General features: G+C 46.1%; 21 protein-coding genes. 12 read left to right on the forward strand and 9 right to left on the reverse strand.

Annotated elements, in window-relative coordinates; all coding sequences use genetic code 11:
- Positions 1-286: 286 nt before the first annotated feature.
- Together B5D26_RS09990 and B5D26_RS09995 are read right to left on the reverse strand one after the other, a co-directional pair.
- Entirely contained in the window at positions 287-1,213 is a 927-nt protein-coding gene (locus B5D26_RS09990; protein ID WP_078745596.1) for an electron transfer flavoprotein subunit alpha/FixB family protein, read from the reverse strand.
- Entirely contained in the window at positions 1,213-1,962 is a 750-nt protein-coding gene (locus B5D26_RS09995) for an electron transfer flavoprotein subunit beta/FixA family protein (RefSeq protein WP_078745597.1), read from the reverse strand. The genes B5D26_RS09990 and B5D26_RS09995 overlap by 1 nt, the downstream gene beginning before the upstream one ends.
- Positions 1,963-2,433: 471 nt before the next feature.
- Between B5D26_RS09995 and B5D26_RS10000 the strand changes: the two genes are divergently transcribed.
- The 4 genes from B5D26_RS10000 to B5D26_RS10015 all read left to right on the forward strand — a co-directional run bounded on the left by B5D26_RS10000 (position 2,434) and on the right by B5D26_RS10015 (position 7,007).
- Positions 2,434-4,068: an electron transfer flavoprotein-ubiquinone oxidoreductase gene (locus B5D26_RS10000; protein ID WP_078745598.1), complete on the forward strand. Its 1,635-nt coding sequence runs from the start codon at positions 2,434-2,436 to the stop codon at positions 4,066-4,068.
- 364 nt (positions 4,069-4,432) lie between these two features.
- Positions 4,433-4,885 (forward strand): ATP-dependent zinc protease family protein, encoded by a 453-nt coding sequence (locus tag B5D26_RS10005; RefSeq protein WP_078745599.1) that lies wholly within the window; start codon positions 4,433-4,435, stop codon positions 4,883-4,885.
- An 18-nt stretch (positions 4,886-4,903) separates the two neighbouring features.
- Positions 4,904-5,809, forward strand: coding sequence for a 30S ribosomal protein S6--L-glutamate ligase (rimK, locus tag B5D26_RS10010; RefSeq protein WP_078745600.1), 906 nt, complete (start codon positions 4,904-4,906; stop codon positions 5,807-5,809).
- A gap of 133 nt (positions 5,810-5,942) precedes the next feature.
- A complete protein-coding gene (locus tag B5D26_RS10015; protein ID WP_078745601.1) occupies positions 5,943-7,007 on the forward strand; it encodes a succinylglutamate desuccinylase/aspartoacylase family protein in 1,065 nt (354 codons plus the stop codon).
- A 159-nt stretch (positions 7,008-7,166) separates the two neighbouring features.
- Here B5D26_RS10015 and B5D26_RS10020 read toward each other — a convergent pair whose 3' ends face one another.
- Complete coding sequence (locus B5D26_RS10020) at positions 7,167-7,649, reverse strand: YbjN domain-containing protein (RefSeq protein WP_078745602.1); 483 nt, start codon at positions 7,647-7,649, stop codon at positions 7,167-7,169.
- A gap of 401 nt (positions 7,650-8,050) precedes the next feature.
- Between B5D26_RS10020 and B5D26_RS10025 the strand changes: the two genes are divergently transcribed.
- The 6 genes from B5D26_RS10025 (at position 8,051) to B5D26_RS10050 (ending at position 14,365) form a co-directional block, all read left to right on the forward strand.
- Complete coding sequence (locus tag B5D26_RS10025) at positions 8,051-9,013, forward strand: tripartite tricarboxylate transporter substrate binding protein (protein WP_078745690.1); 963 nt, start codon at positions 8,051-8,053, stop codon at positions 9,011-9,013.
- A gap of 85 nt (positions 9,014-9,098) precedes the next feature.
- Positions 9,099-9,626 carry a tripartite tricarboxylate transporter TctB family protein gene (locus B5D26_RS10030; RefSeq protein WP_078745603.1) on the forward strand — a complete coding sequence of 176 codons (528 nt, stop codon included), beginning with the start codon at positions 9,099-9,101 and terminating at the stop codon, positions 9,624-9,626.
- 11 nt (positions 9,627-9,637) lie between these two features.
- Complete coding sequence (locus B5D26_RS10035) at positions 9,638-11,176, forward strand: tripartite tricarboxylate transporter permease (RefSeq protein WP_078745604.1); 1,539 nt, start codon at positions 9,638-9,640, stop codon at positions 11,174-11,176.
- Between the two features lie 220 nt (positions 11,177-11,396).
- Positions 11,397-11,636: a hypothetical protein gene (locus B5D26_RS10040; protein WP_078745605.1), complete on the forward strand. Its 240-nt coding sequence runs from the start codon at positions 11,397-11,399 to the stop codon at positions 11,634-11,636.
- A gap of 77 nt (positions 11,637-11,713) precedes the next feature.
- A complete protein-coding gene (locus B5D26_RS10045) occupies positions 11,714-12,121 on the forward strand; it encodes a YbaN family protein (protein ID WP_078745606.1) in 408 nt (135 codons plus the stop codon).
- A 150-nt stretch (positions 12,122-12,271) separates the two neighbouring features.
- Positions 12,272-14,365, forward strand: coding sequence for a methyl-accepting chemotaxis protein (locus B5D26_RS10050; RefSeq protein WP_078745607.1), 2,094 nt, complete (start codon positions 12,272-12,274; stop codon positions 14,363-14,365).
- A gap of 81 nt (positions 14,366-14,446) precedes the next feature.
- Here B5D26_RS10050 and B5D26_RS16070 read toward each other — a convergent pair whose 3' ends face one another.
- The 6 genes from B5D26_RS16070 to B5D26_RS10075 all read right to left on the reverse strand — a co-directional run bounded on the left by B5D26_RS16070 (position 14,447) and on the right by B5D26_RS10075 (position 20,643).
- Positions 14,447-14,638, reverse strand: coding sequence for a hypothetical protein (locus B5D26_RS16070; protein ID WP_139776566.1), 192 nt, complete (start codon positions 14,636-14,638; stop codon positions 14,447-14,449).
- On the reverse strand, positions 14,593-16,338 hold the full coding sequence (locus B5D26_RS10055) for a methyl-accepting chemotaxis protein (protein ID WP_078745608.1): 1,746 nt from the start codon (positions 16,336-16,338) through the stop codon (positions 14,593-14,595). The genes B5D26_RS16070 and B5D26_RS10055 overlap by 46 nt, the downstream gene beginning before the upstream one ends.
- Positions 16,339-16,710: 372 nt before the next feature.
- Positions 16,711-18,615, reverse strand: a complete 1,905-nt coding sequence (gene htpG, locus B5D26_RS10060; RefSeq protein WP_078745609.1) for a molecular chaperone HtpG — start codon at positions 18,613-18,615, stop codon at positions 16,711-16,713.
- Between the two features lie 187 nt (positions 18,616-18,802).
- Positions 18,803-19,255, reverse strand: coding sequence for a PaaI family thioesterase (locus B5D26_RS10065; protein WP_078745610.1), 453 nt, complete (start codon positions 19,253-19,255; stop codon positions 18,803-18,805).
- Complete coding sequence (locus B5D26_RS10070; RefSeq protein WP_078745611.1) at positions 19,252-19,728, reverse strand: PaaI family thioesterase; 477 nt, start codon at positions 19,726-19,728, stop codon at positions 19,252-19,254. The genes B5D26_RS10065 and B5D26_RS10070 overlap by 4 nt, the downstream gene beginning before the upstream one ends.
- Positions 19,729-19,773: 45 nt before the next feature.
- The gene (locus B5D26_RS10075; RefSeq protein WP_078745612.1) at positions 19,774-20,643 is read right to left on the reverse strand and encodes a hypothetical protein; all 870 of its coding nucleotides are present in this window, start codon (positions 20,641-20,643) and stop codon (positions 19,774-19,776) included.
- A gap of 348 nt (positions 20,644-20,991) precedes the next feature.
- Between B5D26_RS10075 and B5D26_RS10080 the strand changes: the two genes are divergently transcribed.
- The gene (locus tag B5D26_RS10080; protein ID WP_078745613.1) at positions 20,992-21,576 is read left to right on the forward strand and encodes a superoxide dismutase; all 585 of its coding nucleotides are present in this window, start codon (positions 20,992-20,994) and stop codon (positions 21,574-21,576) included.
- A 149-nt stretch (positions 21,577-21,725) separates the two neighbouring features.
- Positions 21,726-22,220, forward strand: a complete 495-nt coding sequence (locus tag B5D26_RS16075) for a putative pterin-binding protein (RefSeq protein WP_080051846.1) — start codon at positions 21,726-21,728, stop codon at positions 22,218-22,220.
- Positions 22,221-22,225 lie beyond the last annotated feature (5 nt).

Below are 22,225 nucleotides of genomic sequence, written 5' to 3' on the forward strand. Positions count from 1 at the left end.
TTCTATGTGTCGTTTTATTCGCATTATACTGGACTTTTTTAGCCGTCAGTTGGTTCCATTTTTGGGATAGATCCGTAACAGCGCAATATGGCATTTCGGCTCAGTCTTAGTCTTTAAAAGTTTAAGGTGTAGCGTGCCTATTAAGCGTTGTCGAATTGTTCTTATAAGGGCTAAAGAACGGGGGGTTGATCAGATTTGATTGATACGAGGGATGTGAGGCCTAGAAACAAACAAAGGCCAGACCGAAGTCTGACCTTTGTGGGTACGCCAGTGGTTTAAGCAAAACTTATAGTTTGCCTTCCAACTCTGGCAGTGCGCTGAATAGGTCAGCCACTAAACCATAGTCTGCCACTTGGAAAATTGGCGCTTCTTCGTCTTTGTTGATCGCAACAATGACTTTAGAGTCTTTCATACCCGCCAAGTGCTGAATCGCACCTGAGATACCTACCGCGATATACAGTTCAGGTGCAACGATTTTACCTGTTTGACCTACTTGCATATCGTTTGGTACGAAGCCTGCGTCAACCGCTGCACGAGAAGCACCCACTGCTGCGCCTAGCTTGTCAGCTACTTTGTTCAGCAGTTCAAAGTTCTCACCGTTGCCCATACCGCGACCACCAGAGATGATCACTTTAGCAGCAGTCAGTTCTGGACGATCAGATTTTGCCAGCTCTGCGCCAACAAAAGCAGACTTACCTGCATCTTGAACGCTTGCCAGTGCTTCGATGCTTGCGCTGCCATCGGCTGCTGCGGCATCAAAACCAGTAGCACGTACAGTGATCACTTTGATCGCATCTTCTGACTGGATCGTTGCAATCGCGTTACCCGCGTAGATAGGACGCTTGAAAGTATCCGCAGATTCAACTGCGATAATTTCAGAGATCTGTGCTACGTCAAGCAGTGCAGCAACGCGTGGCAAAATGTTTTTGCCGTTTGAAGTTGCTGGTGCTAGAACGTGAGTAAAATCTTTACCCAGTTCAGCGACTAATAAAGAAACGTTTTCAGCTAACAGATGCTCGTAAGCAGCGTTGTCTGCAACTAAAACTTTGCTCACACCGTTCAGTTTAGCCGCTTCTGCTGCCGCGTCTGCGCAGTTGCTTCCAGCAACCAGAACTGTGATTTCGCCGCCAATTTTCTGAGCTGCTGTAACCGTGTTAGCGGTTGCACCCAGTAGGCTTGCATTATTGTGATCAGCTACAACTAAGATACCCATTAGATCACCTTCGCTTCGTTTTTCAGTTTTTCAACTAGCTCGTCTACGCTACCCACTTTGATGCCTGCGCTGCGTGCTGCTGGCGCTTCAACTTTCAGGGTTTTTACTTTAGACGCCACATCAACACCTAAATCAGCTGGTGTTTTTACATCTAGAGGCTTTTTCTTAGCCTTCATGATGTTAGGCAGAGACGCGTAACGAGGCTCGTTCAGACGTAGGTCTGTTGTCACAATTGCAGGTAGGTTCAGTGCAACAGTTTGCAAACCACCGTCGATTTCGCGGGTTACGCTAACTTTTTCACCGTCAACCGCCACTTCAGAGGCAAAAGTACCTTGTGGCATGCCAGTTAAAGCACCCAACATTTGGCCTGTTTGGTTGTTGTCTGAATCAATAGACTGTTTGCCCATGATGACCAGACCTGGCTGTTCATCTGCAACCACTTTAGCCAAAATTTTAGCAACGCCCAGAGAGTCTACCTTGTCAGCAGTCTCAACTAGGATAGCGCGATCAGCGCCTAGAGCCAGCGCAGTACGCAATTGCTCTTGAGCTTCTTTAGGACCGATAGATACCACAACGATTTCAGTGGCAACACCCTTTTCTTTTAGACGAACCGCTTCTTCCACTGCGATTTCGCAGAATGGATTCATCGCCATTTTCACATTGGTCAGATCAACGTCAGTGTTGTCCGCTTTAACACGAATTTTGACGTTGTAGTCAATGACTCGTTTGACAGCAACTAATACCTTCATAGATTCCTCGTTCTATATATCTGGGACGAGCTATTTATTGTTGGTGCTCGCACAATCAATTCAAGCGATCGCTAAACGATTAGACTTGAGCGAACCAACATCAACTTTAGTGATAGCAGGCCTAATCGTCGATTGGGGTTGATCAATAGACCTGTTAATCAGAATTCGTTTCAAACAAGCGTTTGCTGCACCTGTCTGGAACATGATGACTATTTTTTCACTTTAGGTCAAATTCCATTCTAAACTGACCAGTCACATTTTTAAGGATATACTTGCTGCACTGCATAAAACAGAGGCTATTGTTTTATTTCGCTATTTAATTTGAAAAAAATAAGCCCTTGAAGTCTATAAACAGGGGTAAAGACAAATTAACGGTTGACCGTAAGCAAACGTCCGTTTTAAATGACCCTTGCAGAATAATTAAAAAATGCCAAAGTGCTGTTTGAGGAGAAGATCGTGGAAAGAGAATCGATGGAGTTCGACGTTGTTATCGTCGGTGCTGGCCCTGCCGGCCTTTCAGCTGCTATTCGTTTAATGCAGCAAGCCAATGACGCCAGCCAAGAGTTGACGGTCTGTGTGGTTGAGAAAGGTTCTGAAGTCGGTGCTCATATTCTATCAGGTGCCGTTATTGAACCTTCTGCCCTGAATGAACTGATACCTGACTGGAAAGCACAAGGTGCGCCCCTGCTAACTGAAGTGACTGAAGATCAGATTGTGATGCTGAAAGATGCTGAAAACAGTCAGACCTTCCCGAACGCCATTGTGCCTAAAACCATGCACAACGAAGGCAACTACATTGTTTCTCTCGGTAATGTTTGCCGTTGGCTGGCCCAGCAAGCTGAAAACTTAGGGGTAGAAGTGTTCCCCGGCTTCGCGGCCTCAGAATTGATTATTGAAGACGGCATCGTGCGCGGCATCATCACAGGTGATATGGGTGTTGCAGCGGATGGCAGCGAGAAGCATGATTTCATGCCGGGTATGGAGCTGCGCGCCAAATATACTCTGTTCTCTGAAGGTAGCCGTGGCCATTTAGGTAAGCAGTTGATCAGCCAGTTCAAACTGGATGAAGGCAAAGATGCTCAGCATTACGGTATCGGTATCAAAGAATTATGGGACATCGATCCTGCCAAACACCAAGCGGGCTTAGTGGTACACGGCTCTGGTTGGCCACTGTCTGAAAACGGTGCCAGTGGTGGTTTCTTCCTGTATCACGCAGAAAACAATCAGGTCGTAGTGGGTTTAATTACCGACCTGAACTACAGCAATCCACACCTCAGCCCATTTGATGAGTTTCAGCGTATGAAACACCATCCAGTACTGAAACAGTATCTGGAAGGCGGTAAGCGCGTGTCTTATGGTGCGCGTGCCATCACCAAAGGCGGCTACAACTGCTTGCCAAAAATGACCTTCCCGGGTGGTTTATTGATCGGTTGTGATGCGGGTACGTTGAACTTCTCAAAAATCAAAGGCACTCACACCGCCATGAAGTCTGGCATGGTAGCGGCAGAAACTATTTTCAGTGCGATTCAAGGTGGTGATGAAGGCGGCAAAGAATTAACCGCATTTACCGCAGCATGGGAAAGCACTTGGGCCTTTAAAGAGCTTTACGGCAGCCGTAACTTTGGCCCTGCGATGCACAAATTTGGCCCAATGCTGGGCGGTGCATTTAACTTTGTGGATCAAAACCTGTTCAGCATTCCAGTGACGCTACATGACACGGAAGAAGACTATGCCCAGTTGAAGCCTGCGGCATCAGTAAGTCCAATTCAGTATCCAAAACCGGATGGTGTTTTGAGTTTTGACAAACTGACCTCGGTGTTCCTGTCGAACACCAACCATGCAGAAGATCAGCCTTGTCACCTGAAGTTGAAAGACGACAGCATTCCGTTGCAAGTCAATCTGCCGAAGTGGGCAGAGCCAGCACAACGCTTCTGCCCAGCTGGGGTTTATGAAGTGGTGAAGGATGATGTAACAGGAGCTGATCGCTTCCAGATCAACTCTCAAAACTGCGTACACTGCAAAACCTGTGACATTAAAGATCCGTCACAGAACATCACTTGGGTGACACCGGAAGGCGCGGGTGGCCCGAACTATCCGAATATGTAATATTGGGTTAGTGCTTGAATCTAAAAAGAGGCCGAATGGCCTCTTTTTAGCATTTGTCACTTATGTTTTACATTAATATCAACGATATTCTGCATTCTACTTTGACTGAAGCAGCGACACTCATTTGCCCGATACCCTGTTTGGTGTCGTGATCAACTTTTCTCTTGACGCCAAACTTTGGCGCTCTAAAATGCCGCGCACCCTCTCTTTCTGAATGATGATATTCATCTTTATTTTGCGAAAAAACTCTTTTATTCCCATAAGCCTGTTACGCTATATAAATAGCCCAACGTGTTGTAATGTGACCGTGTATTTTACTAAGCACTTGTATCCGTTCGGAAATTTAATAATCGGAATCTGAGTTATGACAGAAAAGAAGGTGGTTGGCTGGCGGGAGGCGATCTGTCTGCCGGCCTTAGGCGTTGATGAAGTGATTGCCAAAGTTGACACCGGAGCGAGAACCTCTGCACTACATGCTTATTTTGTTGAGCCTTTTACGAAAGAAAATGGTGAAGAGTGGGTTCGTTTTGGTTTACATCCCATTCGCAAGCAGCAAACACCTGAGTTAATAGTTGAAGCTAAGGTTAAAGATCGTCGAAAGGTGAGTGACTCTGGTGGTCATAGCGAAGACCGCTATGTGATTGAAACTGACCTGTTACTGGGTAACCAAACTGTACGGGCAGAAATTACCTTAACAGATCGCGAAAGCATGGCTTATCGCATGCTGTTAGGGCGTACCGCGTTACGCGGACACTTTATTGTGGACTCTGATCTATCCTATGCATTGTCTAAGCCTCAGAGCCATCAGATTGATTAAATTACCTAAGGGGTAGTTATGAAAATTGGTATTTTGTCACGAAATGGAAATTTGTATTCAACTCGTCGTTTGGTCGAGGCGTGTGAGGCAAAAGGGCATACGGTACAAGTGATTGATACCTTGAAATGCTACATGGACATTACGTCATCTTCCCCTGCCGTGTGGTATCACGGTGAAAAGTTAGAAGGTTTTGATGCCATCATTCCTCGGATTGGTGCGTCGATTACCCATTACGGTTTAGCGGTGATTCGTCAGTTTGAAATGATGGGGGCTTATACGGTAACAGAGTCCATCGCTTTGGGGCGTTCTCGCGATAAGCTGCGTTCTTTGCAGTTGTTATCCCGTAAGGGTATTGGAATGCCCAAAACAGGTTTTGCCCATGATATGGATAACACAAAAGATTTGATCAACCTTGTAGGTGGTGCGCCATTGGTGATCAAACTGACCGAAGGCACCCAAGGTAAGGGTGTGGTACTGGCGGAAACACGCAAAGCTGCGGAAAGTGTGATTGATGCTTTCCGTGAGCTTGAAGCAGATATTTTGGTTCAGGAATTCATTAAAGAAGCGGGCGGTGCCGATGTACGCTGTTTTGTTGTAGGTAAAAAAGTGGTTGCTGCAATGGAGCGTGTTGCGGCTGAAGGAGAGTTTCGTTCAAACCTGCATCGTGGTGGCACTGCTCGTTTAACCAAGTTAACTGCGGCAGAACGTTCCACTGCACTAAAGGCAGCGCAGTGTATGGGTTTAAATGTGGCAGGGGTAGATCTATTACGCTCTAATCGAGGCCCATTGGTGATGGAAGTGAACTCTTCTCCAGGTTTAGAAGGGATTGAAACGGCCACTAAAAAAGATATTGCGGGCATGATTATTGAATTTATTGAGTTAAATGCTCGTCCGAACAATACTAAAACGCGTGGTAATGGCTGATATTCCAGCACATAAAGGCATCTTCGGATGCCTTTATCCTATAGGCGACCTTGAGTCGCCTGATGTATTGATTACAGAATAATAAGCCGCCCGCTGATCTTTGGATGAACAGTTAAGGGCTGGAGCAAGATGCATGAGAGCAGAACCAATCGAAATTAATGGAACCTTCATTAAACCTGGTGAGAAAAAGACCCTTAGTATTCCAGTAGCCGCAATGGTGACCAACGCCGATGTTGAACTGACAGTACAAGTAATACATGGTCGCAGACCTGGGCCAGTACTATTAGTATCGGCAGCGATTCATGGTGATGAGTTAAACGGCGTTGAGATTATTCGGCGTTTATTGAAGCTACGTCAGTTACAGTCTCTATCTGGTACATTGATTGTAGTACCTATTGTTAACGTACATGGTTTTCTGGCACATAGCCGCTATTTGCCAGATGGTCGTGATTTGAATCGCAGTTTTCCCGGCTCGCCCAAAGGCTCCTTGGCCGCGCGTTTGGCGCATACCTTTTTGGCCTCAGTGGTATCGCATGCCACTCACGGTATCGACCTTCATACGGGGGCTCGTCATCGCGCTAACTTGCCGCAAATACGTTTTGATCCTAGCGATAGTCGCAGTGAAGAGATGGCACGTGCTTTTGGTTTGCCGGTTATTCTGCACTCAGAAAGTAAAGAGGGTACTTTACGAGGTGCGGCCGCAGCCTTAGGTATTCCGATGATTCTTTATGAAGCAGGGGAAGCGCTACGATTTGATGAGGTTTGTATTCGAGCTGGGATGAATGGCATCGTCAATGTGATGCGTAAATTAGGGATGATTCGCCGAACCAAGCGTAAAACTGTACCAATGGAGCCTTCGGTTGCGTTGAACTCTTTATGGGTTCGCTCGCCTGCGAGTGGTATCTTACGTACATTGCTGCCACTGGGTGCCAAAACCAGTAAAAGTAGTGTGATTGGTGTTGTGGCAGACCCTTTAGGTGAAACAGAAGTAGAAGTAACAGCTCCTTGTGAGGGCGTTGTTATTGGGCGGGTGAATTTACCATTGGTGCATGAAGGCGAAGCGCTCTTCCACATTGCTCGTTTCAGCCAAGATGCAAATGAGGTCGTTGATCAAGTAGAGGCGTTCACGGGTGAGCTAGAGCCGGACACACCGCTGGAGCCTCCTTCACAGCCTGATTTGGCACCTATTATCAGTTGATAGTTGGTAAGGGAATTCCGTTGGAGTAGGTTCTCTGTCGTTCTAAGTATCTGGTCAACGACGCTTTGATATTTTCCGGCCTATGGCCGGAAAATATCAGAATCACTTTGCAGTAAAACCTCTGCATAAGTGCTTAGGTCATAACGTATTTACTTGAAACTAGTGTAGTGACACACTTTCGCTTTCGTCATCCTCTTCGCTCTCACCCTGATCTGGGTAAGTTAAAATCCCCATCTCTTGACAGTCTGTAACCAGCTGGCGTGTTGTCTCCATCGTAGTCAGTAGAAAGTGCCTGAACTGGCTAAAAGAGACTCCGGCACGAGTGTGCAGCGTATCCATGATGATGAGCTTGGGAAGAGACTCGTCTGTAACCTCTAAAAACAGCTTTATATGAGGAAAAGCAACATTCATGCGACTTAGCTCAATTGTCATTGGCAATAGCGCCGTCGGTCTAATTTCAAGCTCAGAGGTAATATACAGATGATCAGATTCAACAAAAATACGGCTATCAAGTACGCCGTCTAGCTGTTGCAAATCAGTTAGATGTAGGCCGTCACAGTGTTCACAGACAAAGTTAGTGGTTGAACCTTCGTTTAACCAGCGTCTTACTTGTTCAGAATCAGGTACAAAAATAGGTTCCATAACCACCCTCGTTACGCCACCGATAACGGAAAATATGATGGCGAATAGTATTACGATGGCAGGCCTTGGGGAATGCGCATCAGATCTTGGCCATTATAGCGATAGACGCAGGTAATTTATACCAATCACATCCTATGCAAGCGACCTGGGATGTTCTCTGTATCTCATCGTGAACTTTATGAACAAAATGCGCTTAAAGCATAAAAAAGCCTTTAAGTGCACAATCTTCTCGTCATTCAAAACCTTCACTAGAGTGAGCGAATGTTCTACTTGCCGTGAACTAACAAACGCAACTCAAAAAACACTCAATAACAATAAACACTGAGGTTTTGACTATGAAACTCTTCCAACAGGCTAAAAGCCAGCAGACTCGCGCTGTGTCTCGCACTCGCCGTGCCTTTATGCAACTGACCCTTGCAGTTTCTTGTGCAGGTTTACTGGGCGGGGCTTTTTCAGCGCATGCCGCACAGGTCGATAGCATTCACTTTTTAATCCCCGGTGGTGCAGGGGGCGGCTGGGATGGTACCGCTCGTGGAACAGGTGAGGCTTTAAAAAAATCAGGTTTAGTTGAAACTATTTCATTTGAAAACCTATCTGGTGGCGGTGGTGGCAAAGCGATTGCCCACCTGATTGAAACTGCTGGTCAGCAGAAAAACACCTTAATGGTTAACTCAACGCCCATCATTATTCGTTCTTTAACGGGTGTGTTTCCTCAGTCATTCCGTGACCTTGTACCTGTTGCCGCCACTGTTGCTGACTACGGTGCGTTAGTCGTGCGTAAAGATAGTCCATACCATCATTGGAGTGAAGTGGTACGCGACTTTAAAAAGAACCCTGCCAAAGTGAAATTCGCGGGTGGTTCAACCCGTGGCAGCTTAGACCACTTGATTCCTGCTGCTGCCATTAAAGAAGAAGGTTTAGATCCGCGTACCTTACGTTATGTGGCCTATGACGCAGGTGGTAAAGCGATGGCAGGTTTACTGTCAGGTGAAACGGCACTGCTATCGACTGGTTTAGGCGAAGCCTTAGAGATGAGTAAAGCTGGTCAGATTCGTATTCTAGCGATTACCGCTGAAGAGCGTGTATCTGACGCACCTGATGTGCCAACACTAAAAGAGATGGGCAATAACACTGTTTTTGCAAACTGGCGTGGTTTCTTTGCTGCACCGGGCACAAGCAGTGAAGAGGCTGAGAAATATGCCAAAGTACTGGGCGATATGTACAAAACAGACGCTTGGGAAACGGTACGTTCACGTAATGGTTGGGTCAACTTGTACAAACCTACCACTGAGTTTAGTCAATTCCTTGAGCGTCAAGAAAAACAAGTGGGCAACCTGATGCGTGAATTGGGCTTTTTGAAATAAGCCCAAGCTTAACCGCACGACGTTTTTTTATTACCGCTTGTTTGACCTTTGATACGGGAGCTTTGCTCCCGTTCTGGAGTCTGTGATGTCTACGCCCCAACGTAAATCTTTAAGCGAAGACCTAATTGGTAGCCTGCTTTTTCTAGCATTCTCCGCTGGTTACGCTTATTCGGCTACGCTGATTCCCGCTTATCCGGGAGATGAATACGAGCCTTTTACGGCTCAAACCTTGCCTTTAGCCTTATCAACAATGGGTGTTGTGCTCTCTCTGCTTTTGCTTGTGGGTACTTTAAAAACACGCAATGCACAAAACTCAGAGCAAGCGCTACAGCAGCGCGCTACCTGCATGACCGATGTGAAGCCTGACTATGATTGGAAAACCGTACTACAGCTGATCGCTTTAATGTTGTTCTATGCCGTGGGTCTAAAATGGCTCGGTTTTATTATTGCTACCACGGTGTTCTTAGCGGTGGGCTATTGGGTATTAGGTGAGCGTCGTAAAAAGATTTTATTCGGGGCCTCTTTGCCTTTTGTTCTGCTGTTTTGGTTCGCTTTAACTCAGTTGCTTGATATTTATTTAGCACCCGGCCAACTCTTCCACCTTTTAGGATAAGGAGTCATACCATGTTAGATGGCATTATGACGGGTATCAGCACCGCTGTTTTACCAATCAACCTTTTTATGGTGTTTATCGGCTGTTTCGTCGGCACTTTTATCGGCATGTTGCCAGGCTTAGGCCCTGTTTCAGCCATCGCGTTGATGATCCCGATTACCTACGGCCTTGATCCCGCATCTGGCATCATTTTGATGGCGGGGGTGTATTACGGCGCGATTTTTGGAGGTTCGACCTCTTCGATTTTGATTAACGCACCGGGCTGCTCAAGCACCGTTGTGACAGCCTTTGATGGCTACCCTATGGCGCAGAAAGGTCAGGCGGGTAAAGCATTGGCTCTGGCGGCTTATGCGTCCTTTACAGGGGGCACCATCTCAGCCATTTTCTTGCTGGTTGCTGCGCCAATGTTGGCCAGTGTGTCGCTGAGTTTCCAGTCGGCAGATTACTTTGCGTTGATGGTCTTAGGCTTAACCGCTGTGGCAGCGTTCTCGGGTAAAGGCCAAGTGCTGAAAGCGATGCTGATGACGGTATTGGGCTTGATGATCTCAACCATAGGTACTGACCGTTCCAGTGGGGTTGAGCGCTTTACCTTTGGCAATATTGATTTAATGGATGGTATCAGTTTCTTGCTGCTGGCGATGGCGACCTTTGCATTGGCTGAGGTGGTGATGGCGGTATTGAAGCGTGATCACCTGAAAGAAGAAGAGAACCAAACCGACACCTCTGCCATTGGCAGCATGAAAGTGACTGCGGAAGAGGTCAAAGAGGTTGCTCCTACGGCACTGCGTTCTTCTGTTTTAGGCTTTATCGTGGGCGTATTACCCGGTGCGGGTGCAACCATCGCGGCCTTCTTGGCTTACGGTATGGAGCGTAATCTGGCCAGTGCCAAAGAGAAGCTGAAGTTTGGTACGGGAAGCTTACGAGGTTTGGTTGCCCCTGAGTCGGCCAATAATGCCGCATCATCAGGCTCTTTTGTACCGCTATTGACCCTTGGTATTCCAGGCTCAGGTACAACGGCTATTATGTTGGGGGCTTTAATCGCTTACGGTATTCAGCCGGGGCCAAGAATGTTGGTGGATAACCCCGATGTGTTTTGGTCAGTGATTATCTCAATGTACATCGGCAATATTGTGCTGCTGATTTTGAATCTGCCACTGATCCCTTATATCTCAAAGCTGTTGATGGTGCCGCGTACGGTATTGGTGCCTATGATTCTGTTCTTTGCGATTACCGGTGTGTATCTGGTGTCATTCAACACCTTTGATATTTATATGATGGTGTTTTTCTGCATGGCGGCAATTGGTTTGCGCATGTTGAACTTTCCAATGGCGCCCTTACTACTGGGTTTTGTATTGGGTGGCTTAATGGAGGATAACCTACGCCGCGCTTTAATTATTAGTGATGGCAGTTTGTCATTCTTGTGGGAGCGTCCAATTACAGCGGTCATTATGACTTTGGCGCTGATGGTCTTATTAGCGCCAGTTTTGCGGAACTTTTTTCCGAAAAGTCGTTCCAAATCAACGAGTGTGACAAGTGCAGAGGCCAATTAAGTTTTAGCTTTTGTACTGTGTTTTCAAAATGGGTCGAGCACTGAACATGCTCGGATTTGCCGATGATGACTGATAGGAGTTGTCATCGGCTTTTTTTCGTTTCGCCCCCTCTTACTCTGCTTGAATCTCATCTTGATATTGAATTCTGATACGCTTACCCTCTGTCTTTATTAGGCTACTTAGATTAAGTGCCCTGTTTTCAAGTAATTAGAGTTTAATTATGTCTAAGCTAAGTCTGTTTTTAACCACACTGTTATTTAGTCTTGCCAGCTCAGTTAGCTATGCTGACTGCTCTCTTGAACAGACCATCTGTGAAACAAGCTGCAAGGTACGCTATCTAAATGACACTTTTGGCAAAATGGGTTGTATGACTAAATGTGCCGCAGAGCGTGGTGTTTGCTCTACTAAGTCGGGTGCTAAAACAGCTACCGAAAAAACGAAAGAATTAATAAAAGATTAATTCGCTGACAAAATGCTGCATCTGATCCAAAATAACGATATTGCTCAATCTGTTAGCACAGACAAAAGGACATCGGCATGCAGCAGTTTAAACGCCCACTGTATTTAGCCGCAGGCTGGTTGGCGCTACTTTTAGGTGCAATTGGTGTTGCGTTGCCACTGCTGCCAACTACGCCTTTTGTGATATTGGCCGCATTTTTTTTCTCTAAAGGCTCTGAACGCCTACATCAAAAGCTACTGAACCAACCTACCTTTGGCCCAATCATTAAAGCTTGGGAGAAATACCACGTGATTCCACATAAGGTGAAGCTGGTTTCAACCACTATGATGATCACGATGGTAAGCTATCCGTTGTTTTTTCGCCCTTTTGCCCTATGGCTAAAAGTGTTGGTGATTTTTACGGTGTTTTATGGTATGTGGTTTGTCTGGCGCTATCGCTCAGAGCCGGAGTTTGTCTCGGTTGCTCGTTATATGGATAAGGTTTAATAAACATACAAAAGAAGCTTTGTCGGCTATTGTTAGTAAAGTGCTAGATCTATATCGATAACCTGTGCTATTCATAAGCACGTAATAATGCTACCGCATAATAAAAAGCCTCGTTAATACACAATCATTGCCTGTAAGTGAGTGCCCGAGATGAAAATTAAAACAAGAATTGCACTGGCTACCGGAGCCTGCCTCATCTTCTCCTCTCTCACGCTTTTAACCGCGATTGCATGGAAAAATAGTGCGGTAGAAGCGAAAACAACCACTTTGGTCAGCCAAGAGCTGACTGAAAAAGCGCGGGCGCAGCTGTCGGCGTTAGCCGAAGCTCAAGCGGGGAAAACGGCCTCAGAATTGAATAAAGCGATGTATGTTGCCAAAGGTATGGCGGACACCATGACCAGCTTTATTGCTCAAAATGGTCTAGAAACCCAACGCCAACCTTTCTACGAATACACTAAGGCGATGCTGGAGCAAAATAGCAACGTCATGGGCACTTATATCGCTTGGTTACCTAATGCGGTCGATGGAAAGGATCAAGAATCGATAGGCCTCTCCCATACTTACGATAATGGTCAATTTGCGCCATATTGGTATAGAAATGCTGACGCGAGCTTAGGATATCGTGCGTTAGATTTAAAAACAGTCTATGACAATATTGCCAAAGGTAATACCGACTCCTCTTGGTACAGTTGTCCAGTCGATACGGGGAAAACCTGCCTGGCAGAGCCTTATTCTTGGGAGGCCGGAGGTCGAACCATTGTAGGTACCTCTATTACGATGCCGATTATCGTAGGCGGTCAGATCAAAGGTATGACGGGTATTGATATGGAGCTTAGTTTTTTAAGCAAGCTGGCTAAAGAAGCGGATCAGTCGCTGTACTCTGGGCAAGGTCAGGTATTACTGATCAGTCATACGGGGCTTGTCGCAGCGGACTCAGATGGTCAACAGGCTTTGGCTAAAACGTATCAAGGTGCACAGAAAGATCAAATTTTAAAATTGGTCGTCAGTGGATTACCTGAAATATTACAAGCAGATGGCCGACTGTGGGCGGTACAACCAATTACTCTTGCGGGAGTGAATACCCCTTGGGCGGCGGTCATCAATTTAGATGAAAAAGTTGTTTTAGCTGGCGCAATCAAAGCTCAGGCCTCTATGGCGGAGCAGTTCAGTGAAAGCTTAATGACGTCCATTCTTATTGGCGCCACCATTGCAGGTTTAGGCATTGTATTGCTAACGATTATTGCGCATAGCATTGCAACGCCCATCCGTCGTGCCGCGGAGATGATTAACCAATTAGCTTCTCAAGATGGTGATTTGACGCAGCGCTTAAGCTTACAGCGAGATGATGAAGTGGGCGATCTGGCTCGGGGGATTGATGCCTTTATCGAAAAGACCCACGGTATTGTGAAAGATATTGCCGCTGAAATGAGTAGTGTTGAAAGCTCAGCCTACAGAGCCACAGAGATTTCTAACAACAGTGCGATAGGCATTGAAAAGCAACGAGCTGAAGTTGATCAAATTGCGACGGCGATTAATGAGATGTCGGCCTCCGCTGGAGAGGTTGCGTTGATTGCCACTAATACGGCTAATTCATCCAGTGAGGCGAAAGCTTCTGTAGACAGCAGTGCGCAGAATGTTTACGAGAGTACTCGTTCAATTCGGGAACTGTCGGAGCAGATCAGTAATACCTCAACTTTGATGGATCTACTTTCTCAAGACAGCGACAACATCAGTCAAATTGTTGACTCTATTCAAGGCATCTCTGAACAAACTAACTTGTTGGCCCTAAATGCCGCAATTGAAGCAGCTCGTGCAGGAGAGTCTGGACGAGGCTTTGCAGTAGTGGCTGATGAGGTACGTAACCTTGCCTCCAAAACACAGAAATCTACGGAGGAAATTCAGGCTCTCATCAACAAACTGCAAGAGCGGGCAAAGAACGCGGTTGGTGCGATGAAGAAAGGCAACGAACAGTCAGGGCTTTGCTTGGAGTTGGCAGAAGAGGCATCGTTACACCTACAGCATGTTGTCACGGTGATTACTGAAATAGATAACATGACCACTCAGATGGCCAGTGTCGTTGAAGAGCAAAGAGCTGTAACAGAAGATATTACGCGCAATGTTGTGAATATCAGTGACGAAACAAATTTAGTGGCGAGTGGGGTTGTTGATGCGAATAAAGAAAGCCAGTCGCTATTGTCTCTCGTAAAAAAATTGGAAAAGCAATTGGGTCGGTTCCGTTACTAAAATTGACCACATTTTATGCTGAAAAAAATGCCTGACGATGTGTCAGGCATTTTTAATTTCAGTGATGTATTGTCCAGATTATTAAAGCTTAAAGCGTCCTACTTGATCGTGTAAACGATCTGCCAACTGATTTAACTGAGCCGCACGCTGTTTGGCTTGATCTGATTCACCAGAAAGCTGATCAGCAATATCACGAATACGCAGTGTGTTTTCAGAGATATTTTTGTTTACCAAACTCTGCTCTTCGGTTGCAGCAGCGGTTTGGGTCGACATATCACTGATGCTGGTGATGGCATCAGTGATATGTCGACCAGCTTCTCGTAGGCACGGTTGGCTTCCTCTACACTGTCACTTGCTTGTTCACGACTTCTGGACATGATTTTCACTGCATCGGCAGACGCTTTTTGCAGGCTATCAATCATACCTTGAATCTCTTCCGTGGATTGATGGGTACGTTGTGACAATACCCGCACCTCATCAGCCACTACGGCGAAGCCACGCCCTTGCTCGCCTGCACGCGCTGCTTCAATAGCTGCGTTCAGTGCAAGTAGGTTAGTTTGCTCTGCAATACCTTGAATCGTCGACAGGATAGAGTTGATCTGTTGTGCGTGCTCACTCAAACGGTCGATTACGGTTGCGGCATCTTGAATTTGACCAGCCAGACTATCAATCGAGAGGCGACTTTTCTCAACCACCTTCTGACCCTCTTGGCTGGCTGAAGCGCACTGTTGAGAGGCTGCCGCGGTATTTTCAGCATTATTGGCAATTTCATGGGTAGCGGTTGCCATCTCCTCAACAGCTGCGGCTACCATTGAGACCTCTTGCATCTGAAGCTGTACATCATCACTGGTGCGTTGTGCCACCTGTGCGCTGGCATTTGCCGTTTCGCGCAGATTAATGGCCAAGCTGGAGATGTCTTGAATGATGTGATGCATTGAGCCGACAAAGTGGTTGAAGTGCGACGCCAGTGCACCGACCTCATCGTGGCTGTGCACGGTGAGTCGTTTGGTTAGGTCGCCACCGCCTTTGGCAATCTCTTCCAGTGCAACGCCAATCTCTGTGAGAGGTTTCAGTACACGAGACACCATCATCATGCTCATAGCAGCAGCGATCACAATCAACACCAGCGACACGAGGCTGTTCACGATGAGCAGTTGTTTCACCGGAGACATCACATGACCTTGGTGTAAGGCAACCCCCACATAGAAACGAGAGTTGCCCACTTTTTGAAAGCGCATCAGGTAATCAATCCCGTTAATTTTTTCGATCAGCATCTGCTGGCTATTGGCCAAACGGGTCATAGTACCTTGGTTGAGCTCTTGGCCAATTTGGCTGAGCGGTTTCATGCGCAAAGACTGGTCAGGGTGTGCTACGACAATACCGGATTCATCCACCAACATCACGAAGCCTTTGTCACCGACATCAATGCGTTCAATCACATCCACAACTTCTGCCAAGCCCAAGTCGGCACCAACCACCCCTTTTAACTGGCCGTTTTGAATCGCTGGACTGGCAACGGAAAGAATCAGCAGACCTGAGCTGGCATCTTTATAAGGTTCGGTGAATATTGTTTTGCCAGCTTTCTGAGCCTCTAAGTACCAAGGGCGTTTGGTTGGATCAAAGCCTTCTTCATCCAGAATTTTCTGAATTTCAACATTGGAAAAGAGCGCGCGACCATCGGCCCGGCCATAATAGAACACATCAAAGCCACCCGCTTTTTCAGCTTGCTGCAAGAAAGGGAGTAAGTGGGGTTGTTCAATTGACAGTTTGGCAAAAGACTCCGCCACTAATGCCTTGTTTTTTAACCACGCGTTAATAGTGACACTGGCATCATTTACAACACGTTTGGTGTCGGTACTGACTGACTCTTCAATTTCCTTTTTTAAGTCGTTATATCCTATATATGTCAGCGTTAACGTAATCACGAGCACTGGCAACAGAACAACCGCCAATACTTTGTTTTTTAGCGTCATTGCTAGATCCTCTTCGGGGAGAAGGTTTTTTTAATTGTGTTTTTAAGTTAGCAGCATTTTGAGAGAACAAACTGGGAATTTAGAGGCTTGTTACAAAATATAGGTGCTGTAGACAAAAGTCTAATCTATGAGCGGTATTTTATATAGTCAGAAATTATGGTTGTAACAAAAATAAATATTTAGATTTGAATGAACTGTAGTTTATAGCACTAATCATTTGCTTCAAAGTGGTGGTATGCACTACTTTTGTGCTTTTGCACTGTTTTGAGTCTAGCCGAGCTGATGGGGGTGTTGTTGGCTTCAATGGCAAAAAAAAACCATTGGTGGTAGCCAATGGGTTTTGATCAAAAGGGTTTGAAGTTTAAGTGATGGTCAGTTCACCAGCTCTAACAACAGTTTGTTAAGGCGATGTACATAAGCCGCAGCGTCTTTTAGCTGGCGACCTTCTGCCAGCATTGCTTGGTCCAGCACGATGCGCGCTAAATCAGCAAAACGCTCTTCGTCCTGCTCTTGATCCAGCTTCAGGATCAGAGGGTGGCTTGGGTTAAGCTCCAGAATTGGCTTGCTTTCTGGCATTGCTTGACCTGCTGCCGCCATGATTTGGCGCATCTGCTCACCCATATCTCCCTCTGTCAATACAACGCAAGCAGGCGAGTCGGTTAAGCGGTGCGTTACGCGCACATCAGAAACTTGCTCTTTCAGCAATTCTTTAGAGCGTTCGACCATACCTTGTACCTGCTTGGCCGCCTCTTCCTGTGCTTGCTTGTCCTCTTCTGACTCGGTTTCGCCTAGGTCTAGCTCGCCCTTGGCGACATCTTGGAATGACTTGCCGTCAAACTCGGTCAGGTGGCTCATTAGCCATTCATCAATGCGGTCAGTCAGCAGTAATACTTCGATACCTTTCTTACGGAAGATCTCTAAGTGTGGGCTGTTCTTAGCGGTGTTGTAGCTATCGGCGACTAAGTAGTACAGCTTAGTTTGGCCTTCTTTCATACGCGCAACATAGTCGGCTAGGCCAACATTTTGCACATCGCTGTCGCCCTGTGTTGAGGCAAAGCGCAGCAGTTTGGCAATTTTCTCGCGGTTGGCATAGTCTTCGCCCGGTCCCTCTTTGATCACGTTACCAAACTCATTCCAGAAGGTTTGGTATTTTTCCGCGTCAGAGGTTGCCAGTTTAGACAGCATGTCTAGAACACGCTTGGTTAGCGCCCCTTTCATCGACGTGATGTTAGGGTCTTGTTGCAGAATCTCACGAGAGACGTTCAGCGACAGGTCGTTAGAGTCCACTACACCTTTAATAAAGCGCAGGTAAAGTGGTAGGAACTGCTCTGCGTCATCCATAATGAATACGCGCTGTACGTATAGTTTCAGGCCGCGAGAGGCTTCACGATGGTACAGATCAAATGGCGCACGTGACGGTAGATACAGCAAGCTGGTGTATTCCAGTTTGCCTTCAACTTTGTTGTGGCTCCACGTCAGTGGATCGGTGAAGTCATGTGCCACATGCTTGTAAAACTCTTGATACTCTTCATCTTTCACATCAGTACGGCTACGTGTCCAAAGGGCTTTGGCTTCGTTAACCGCTTCAAACTCGGGTGTTGCAGGCTTTTCTTCATCTTTGCCGTAGAAGGGTTTTTCCATCAGCACAGGCACAGCAATGTGGTCAGAGTATTTGCGAATCAGGTTGCGTAGGCGATAGTCTTCTGCAAACTCTTTTTCATCGGCTTTCAGGTGCAGAATAATGGTGGTGCCGCGTTCTGCTTTTTCAACAGTTTCAACGGTGAACTGGCCATCACCTTTAGAAACCCAGCGTACCGCTTCAGCCGTAGTACTACCTGCTTTACGAGTAATCACTTCCACTTCATCGGCCACGATAAAAGAGGAGTAGAAGCCCACGCCGAACTGGCCAATCAACTGAGAGTCTTTCTTTTGATCGCCCGTCAGTTTGCCCAAGAACTCAGCCGTACCTGATTTTGCGATGGTGCCCAGGTGATCAATCACCTCTTGGCGTGTCATACCGATACCTGAGTCGCTGATGCTCAGGGTGTTGTTGTCAGTGTCCGCAACAATCTTAACTTGTAGATCCGGTTGACCATCGTACAGGCTGTCATTTTCTAAGGCTTCATAACGCAGCTTATCGCAGGCATCAGAGGCGTTAGAGATCAACTCACGCAAGAAAATCTCTTTGTTTGAGTACAATGAATGGATCATCAGGTGCAGCAGCTGTTTTACTTCTGTCTGAAAACCAAGGGTTTCTTTCTGTGCATCAGTAGACATCGAGTCAAACTCCAATTGCGTTAAAACAGTTTCATGGATCGAATGAAAATATAAAGTGATCTGAAACAGGTCAGTTGAGCAAGTTCAGCCCAGTACGGTGCTGAACTTGCTATCTGTTTGAAAAGGTGGGGATAAAAAGAAATATTTCAAGTGTGGTAGAGGTAGTAGATTGTGCTTAAATTAGAATCTATTCCTCATCATCTAATAAAAAATGTGCCCTTGAGCTGGCAATGGGCGTTTCGCGGTTTTTTTGCCATGCCACCACATGCACATTTGCCACACGGCGACCTTGTCTGTTTAACGTGCAGGTGGCAAATGTTGGTTTCATATTACCAGAGCGCAAATAATCAACCGTGAGGTCAATAATTTTAGGCACTTGAATGACATCAAGTCGCATCATCATGTTCAGAGTGGCTGCCGTTTCCATAAAGCCTGCAATTACACCACCGTGTAGAGCGGGTAAAATGGGATTGCCAGTATTTGTAGGTAATGGCTCCATGCGAAAGATAATTTCATCACCCATGGTTTGAGCCGACAAGCCGATAAACTTTGCATAAGGGATCTTATCCAGAAGCGCCTCCCAATCCCCTTCTCTTTGAGTGCGGGTGATCAGCTCTACCATTGAGTCAACTTCATTCATGGCTCTACTCCAAATACCGCAGCATCCATTTCTACTGGGGTTTTATCAGCTCCCAATCGCATAAAGTTAGCGACGGCTCTTGCTACAGGCAGCCCCTTGTCTTGGTAAACTTCGCCCTCTGTGAACACAATCTGAGGGGTGATTTTGATCACGCGAGCTTCACAGTACAGTGCTTTGTTGGCAACGGCAGGGCGTAGATGGTCTATTCTCAGATCAAGCGTGGGACACATTTCAAATCTAGGCAGGGCGCATACCACAACCGAGCCACAGGCGGTGTCCAGAAGAGTTGAAATCACACCGCTGTGAATCAGTTGTTTGCGTGCGTTGCCAATTAAGTGTTCGGCAAAGGGGACAGTGAATACCACATGTTGATCATCGGCCTCTAATGCCGACATTTGCAGTATCTGACAGTGCGGCAGTACGGAGATAAAGCGCTGCATGCCTGCTAAATATTGTGCTTTGGGAAATCGCATAAAAGCTCTCTGTTTGATCGGTTGGGCTTAGGCTAGGATATAGAATCAGTCGCCGCCGCCGCGTAGTAGCGCATCAACTTCAAGCTGTAGATTCGTCATGTCTGTACTAAGTCGCGTAACACTGCTGATCAGCTGGCGGCGAGATGCATCTATAGAATCTAAGCGATTTTGGTGATCTTTGAGTGTACGGTCCACGTCACCATTAGAGTTTTGTGCCTTTTGTGTCTCAAGCTGACTCAGCTGCTCACTAAGTGTATTGGTGCGTTGTTGTAAATCGTTTAGTCGAGTTTCTAAAGCTGACTTTAATGCCTCGCGCAACATACCTTCTGACTCTGTTAACTGAGATAGTGCAAGTTGTTGTGCGTTTATCTGCTCTGTTAATGCGATTTGCTGATTGCCAATTTTGGTGTTGAGAAACTCTTGCTCAGTCTTCAAAGTTTGGGTTGCAATATTACGAGTCGTACTTTCATCTGTAAGTACTTGCTGCAAGCGCTTAAGTTCAGACTGTACCATTGAAAACTGCGTTTTTAAGGCTGATATCGCCTTGTCGTTGCTATCAATGTCTTTTCGATTACGTTTATTGCTCAGATCCCACAGCTTACGTATTTCAGACTCATTTGTTTGAATACGATTCTCTAAAGTGGCTCCTGACTTAGAAAGGTCTCGCCCTGTAGCCGTCAGTTCATCTTCTAGTGTTTTAATGCGACTAAGAGATTGGCTCAGTTGGATATTTTGTTTGTTTAAGGTTTGGCTCAGTTGAGTATTTTGAAAATATAGCCCTCCGAGACCGGCCGCGAGAATGATGACAAAGCCCCAAAGCAAGCCATTGCCGCTGCGGGAAGAAGGTGAAATACGATTAGGTGCCAAGCTATCGCGCTCAGGTATTATTTTCAATTCGTCGTTGTCATGCGCCATTGCTGCCTATCCAAATCTATTAATTCTGTAGAATCAAAAAGTTAATAACTAGAGCATATCGTATGCTGCTTGTTATGGGTTGTGCCTGTGAAGTTGAAAGACTATTACATTGTGCCATTAAAATAAATCGACAGATAATATCCAACCTTTTCACTCAGAAATAGAAAATCCACAATTGTAATGCTATTATCTCGGCACCTGAGCTTAATATAAGGGTGAGGCTTAAAGACTGCTACAATTGAAAAAAATCTTTAAGCCCCCACTTGATAGTCATTATGCCGAGGCGCTATTCACCGTGAAGAATAGTCGTCTCTTATTTTTAGACCTGAGTTGACTGGAGATACAACCATGGCTTTTGAATTGCCTGCACTGCCGTATGCGAAAGATGCGTTACTACCACACATTTCTGTGGAAACCTTAGAATTTCACCACGGTAAACACCACAACACATATGTAGACAAACTGAACGGCCTAGTTCCTGGCACTGAGTTTGAAGGTAAAACTCTGGAAGAGATCATCATGGCTGCGCCTGCTGGTCCAGTATTTAACAATGCTGCGCAAGTTTGGAACCACACTTTCTACTGGAACAGCTTGTCTCCAAATGGTGGCGGTGAGCCTACTGGTGCTCTGGCAGATGCTATCAATGCTAAGTGGGGTTCTTTTGACGCGTTCAAAGCTGAGTTCAACGACAAAGCAGTGAACAACTTCGCGTCTAGCTGGACTTGGTTGGTGAAAAACGCTGACGGTTCTTTAGAAATCGTTAACACCAGCAACGCTGGCACGCCAATGACTAACGGTCAGACTGCGCTGTTAACGGTTGACCTGTGGGAACACGCTTACTACATCGACTACCGCAATGTTCGCCCTAACTACCTAGGTGGTTTCTGGGCATTGGCAAATTGGGAATTCGCAGCGCAAAACTTCGCCGCTTAATTTCTTGGTTTGTATGTGAAAAGCGGGCATTTGCCCGCTTTTTTTATATCCAAATTTTCACCTTTGTAGGAGGTGCGCCAGTAACAATTGTTATATATTGTGAATAAGCCTTTCTTTTATGGTTGTTAATGGTAATTAAGGATAACCTTATGATGATTAAGCCTATTCATTCGATTACAGCGGCTCTTGTTTCTCTGTTGCTACTGACTTTTCTAATCGCAACACCACTGCAAGCGGATCAAAATATATTGACTGTAACAGGAGAGGTGACAGGATCTAATCATCACTTCTCGTTGGCAGACTTAAAGGCGATGCCGAACTATCAAGTGAAAACCGAAACGATCTGGACAGATCAAGAACATACTTATACTGCTATTTCGGTGGCGCAACTCTTGGAAAAGCTAGGTGCTAAAGGCCAAAACTTACGCTTTATTGCTTTGAATGATTATGCCATTGAGGTTCCAGTCGATATATTACTAGAGCACAACGCTTTTATTGCGTTTGAGCAGGATGGCAAACCTATGCGTATCCGAGACAAAGGCCCACTTTGGGTGCTTTATCCATTTAGTGATCAACCACAAATTAATACGCCTTTTTATCAAGCACACTGTGCATGGCAGCTGAAAACCATAGAGGTCTTCTAATTGCT

The sequence above is a fragment of the Oceanospirillum multiglobuliferum genome, assembly GCF_900167095.1.
Taxonomy (GTDB): Bacteria; Pseudomonadota; Gammaproteobacteria; order Pseudomonadales; family Halomonadaceae; genus Oceanospirillum; species Oceanospirillum multiglobuliferum.

What these genes read in the sequence shown, in the direction of transcription:
- B5D26_RS09990 (WP_078745596.1), bottom strand. Translation starts at nt 1,213, where the DNA reads ATGGGTATCTTAGTTGTAGCTGATCACAATAATGCAAGCCTACTGGGT.
- B5D26_RS09995 (WP_078745597.1), bottom strand. Translation starts at nt 1,962, where the DNA reads ATGAAGGTATTAGTTGCTGTCAAACGAGTCATTGACTACAACGTCAAA.
- B5D26_RS10000 (WP_078745598.1), top strand. Translation starts at nt 2,434, where the DNA reads ATGGAGTTCGACGTTGTTATCGTCGGTGCTGGCCCTGCCGGCCTTTCA.
- B5D26_RS10005 (WP_078745599.1), top strand. Translation starts at nt 4,433, where the DNA reads ATGACAGAAAAGAAGGTGGTTGGCTGGCGGGAGGCGATCTGTCTGCCG.
- rimK (WP_078745600.1), top strand. Translation starts at nt 4,904, where the DNA reads ATGAAAATTGGTATTTTGTCACGAAATGGAAATTTGTATTCAACTCGT.
- B5D26_RS10015 (WP_078745601.1), top strand. Translation starts at nt 5,943, where the DNA reads ATGAGAGCAGAACCAATCGAAATTAATGGAACCTTCATTAAACCTGGT.
- B5D26_RS10020 (WP_078745602.1), bottom strand. Translation starts at nt 7,649, where the DNA reads ATGGAACCTATTTTTGTACCTGATTCTGAACAAGTAAGACGCTGGTTA.
- B5D26_RS10025 (WP_078745690.1), top strand. Translation starts at nt 8,051, where the DNA reads ATGCAACTGACCCTTGCAGTTTCTTGTGCAGGTTTACTGGGCGGGGCT.
- B5D26_RS10030 (WP_078745603.1), top strand. Translation starts at nt 9,099, where the DNA reads ATGTCTACGCCCCAACGTAAATCTTTAAGCGAAGACCTAATTGGTAGC.
- B5D26_RS10035 (WP_078745604.1), top strand. Translation starts at nt 9,638, where the DNA reads ATGTTAGATGGCATTATGACGGGTATCAGCACCGCTGTTTTACCAATC.
- B5D26_RS10040 (WP_078745605.1), top strand. Translation starts at nt 11,397, where the DNA reads ATGTCTAAGCTAAGTCTGTTTTTAACCACACTGTTATTTAGTCTTGCC.
- B5D26_RS10045 (WP_078745606.1), top strand. Translation starts at nt 11,714, where the DNA reads ATGCAGCAGTTTAAACGCCCACTGTATTTAGCCGCAGGCTGGTTGGCG.
- B5D26_RS10050 (WP_078745607.1), top strand. Translation starts at nt 12,272, where the DNA reads ATGAAAATTAAAACAAGAATTGCACTGGCTACCGGAGCCTGCCTCATC.
- B5D26_RS16070 (WP_139776566.1), bottom strand. Translation starts at nt 14,638, where the DNA reads ATGTCGACCCAAACCGCTGCTGCAACCGAAGAGCAGAGTTTGGTAAAC.
- B5D26_RS10055 (WP_078745608.1), bottom strand. Translation starts at nt 16,338, where the DNA reads ATGACGCTAAAAAACAAAGTATTGGCGGTTGTTCTGTTGCCAGTGCTC.
- htpG (WP_078745609.1), bottom strand. Translation starts at nt 18,615, where the DNA reads ATGTCTACTGATGCACAGAAAGAAACCCTTGGTTTTCAGACAGAAGTA.
- B5D26_RS10065 (WP_078745610.1), bottom strand. Translation starts at nt 19,255, where the DNA reads ATGAATGAAGTTGACTCAATGGTAGAGCTGATCACCCGCACTCAAAGA.
- B5D26_RS10070 (WP_078745611.1), bottom strand. Translation starts at nt 19,728, where the DNA reads ATGCGATTTCCCAAAGCACAATATTTAGCAGGCATGCAGCGCTTTATC.
- B5D26_RS10075 (WP_078745612.1), bottom strand. Translation starts at nt 20,643, where the DNA reads ATGGCGCATGACAACGACGAATTGAAAATAATACCTGAGCGCGATAGC.
- B5D26_RS10080 (WP_078745613.1), top strand. Translation starts at nt 20,992, where the DNA reads ATGGCTTTTGAATTGCCTGCACTGCCGTATGCGAAAGATGCGTTACTA.
- B5D26_RS16075 (WP_080051846.1), top strand. Translation starts at nt 21,726, where the DNA reads ATGATGATTAAGCCTATTCATTCGATTACAGCGGCTCTTGTTTCTCTG.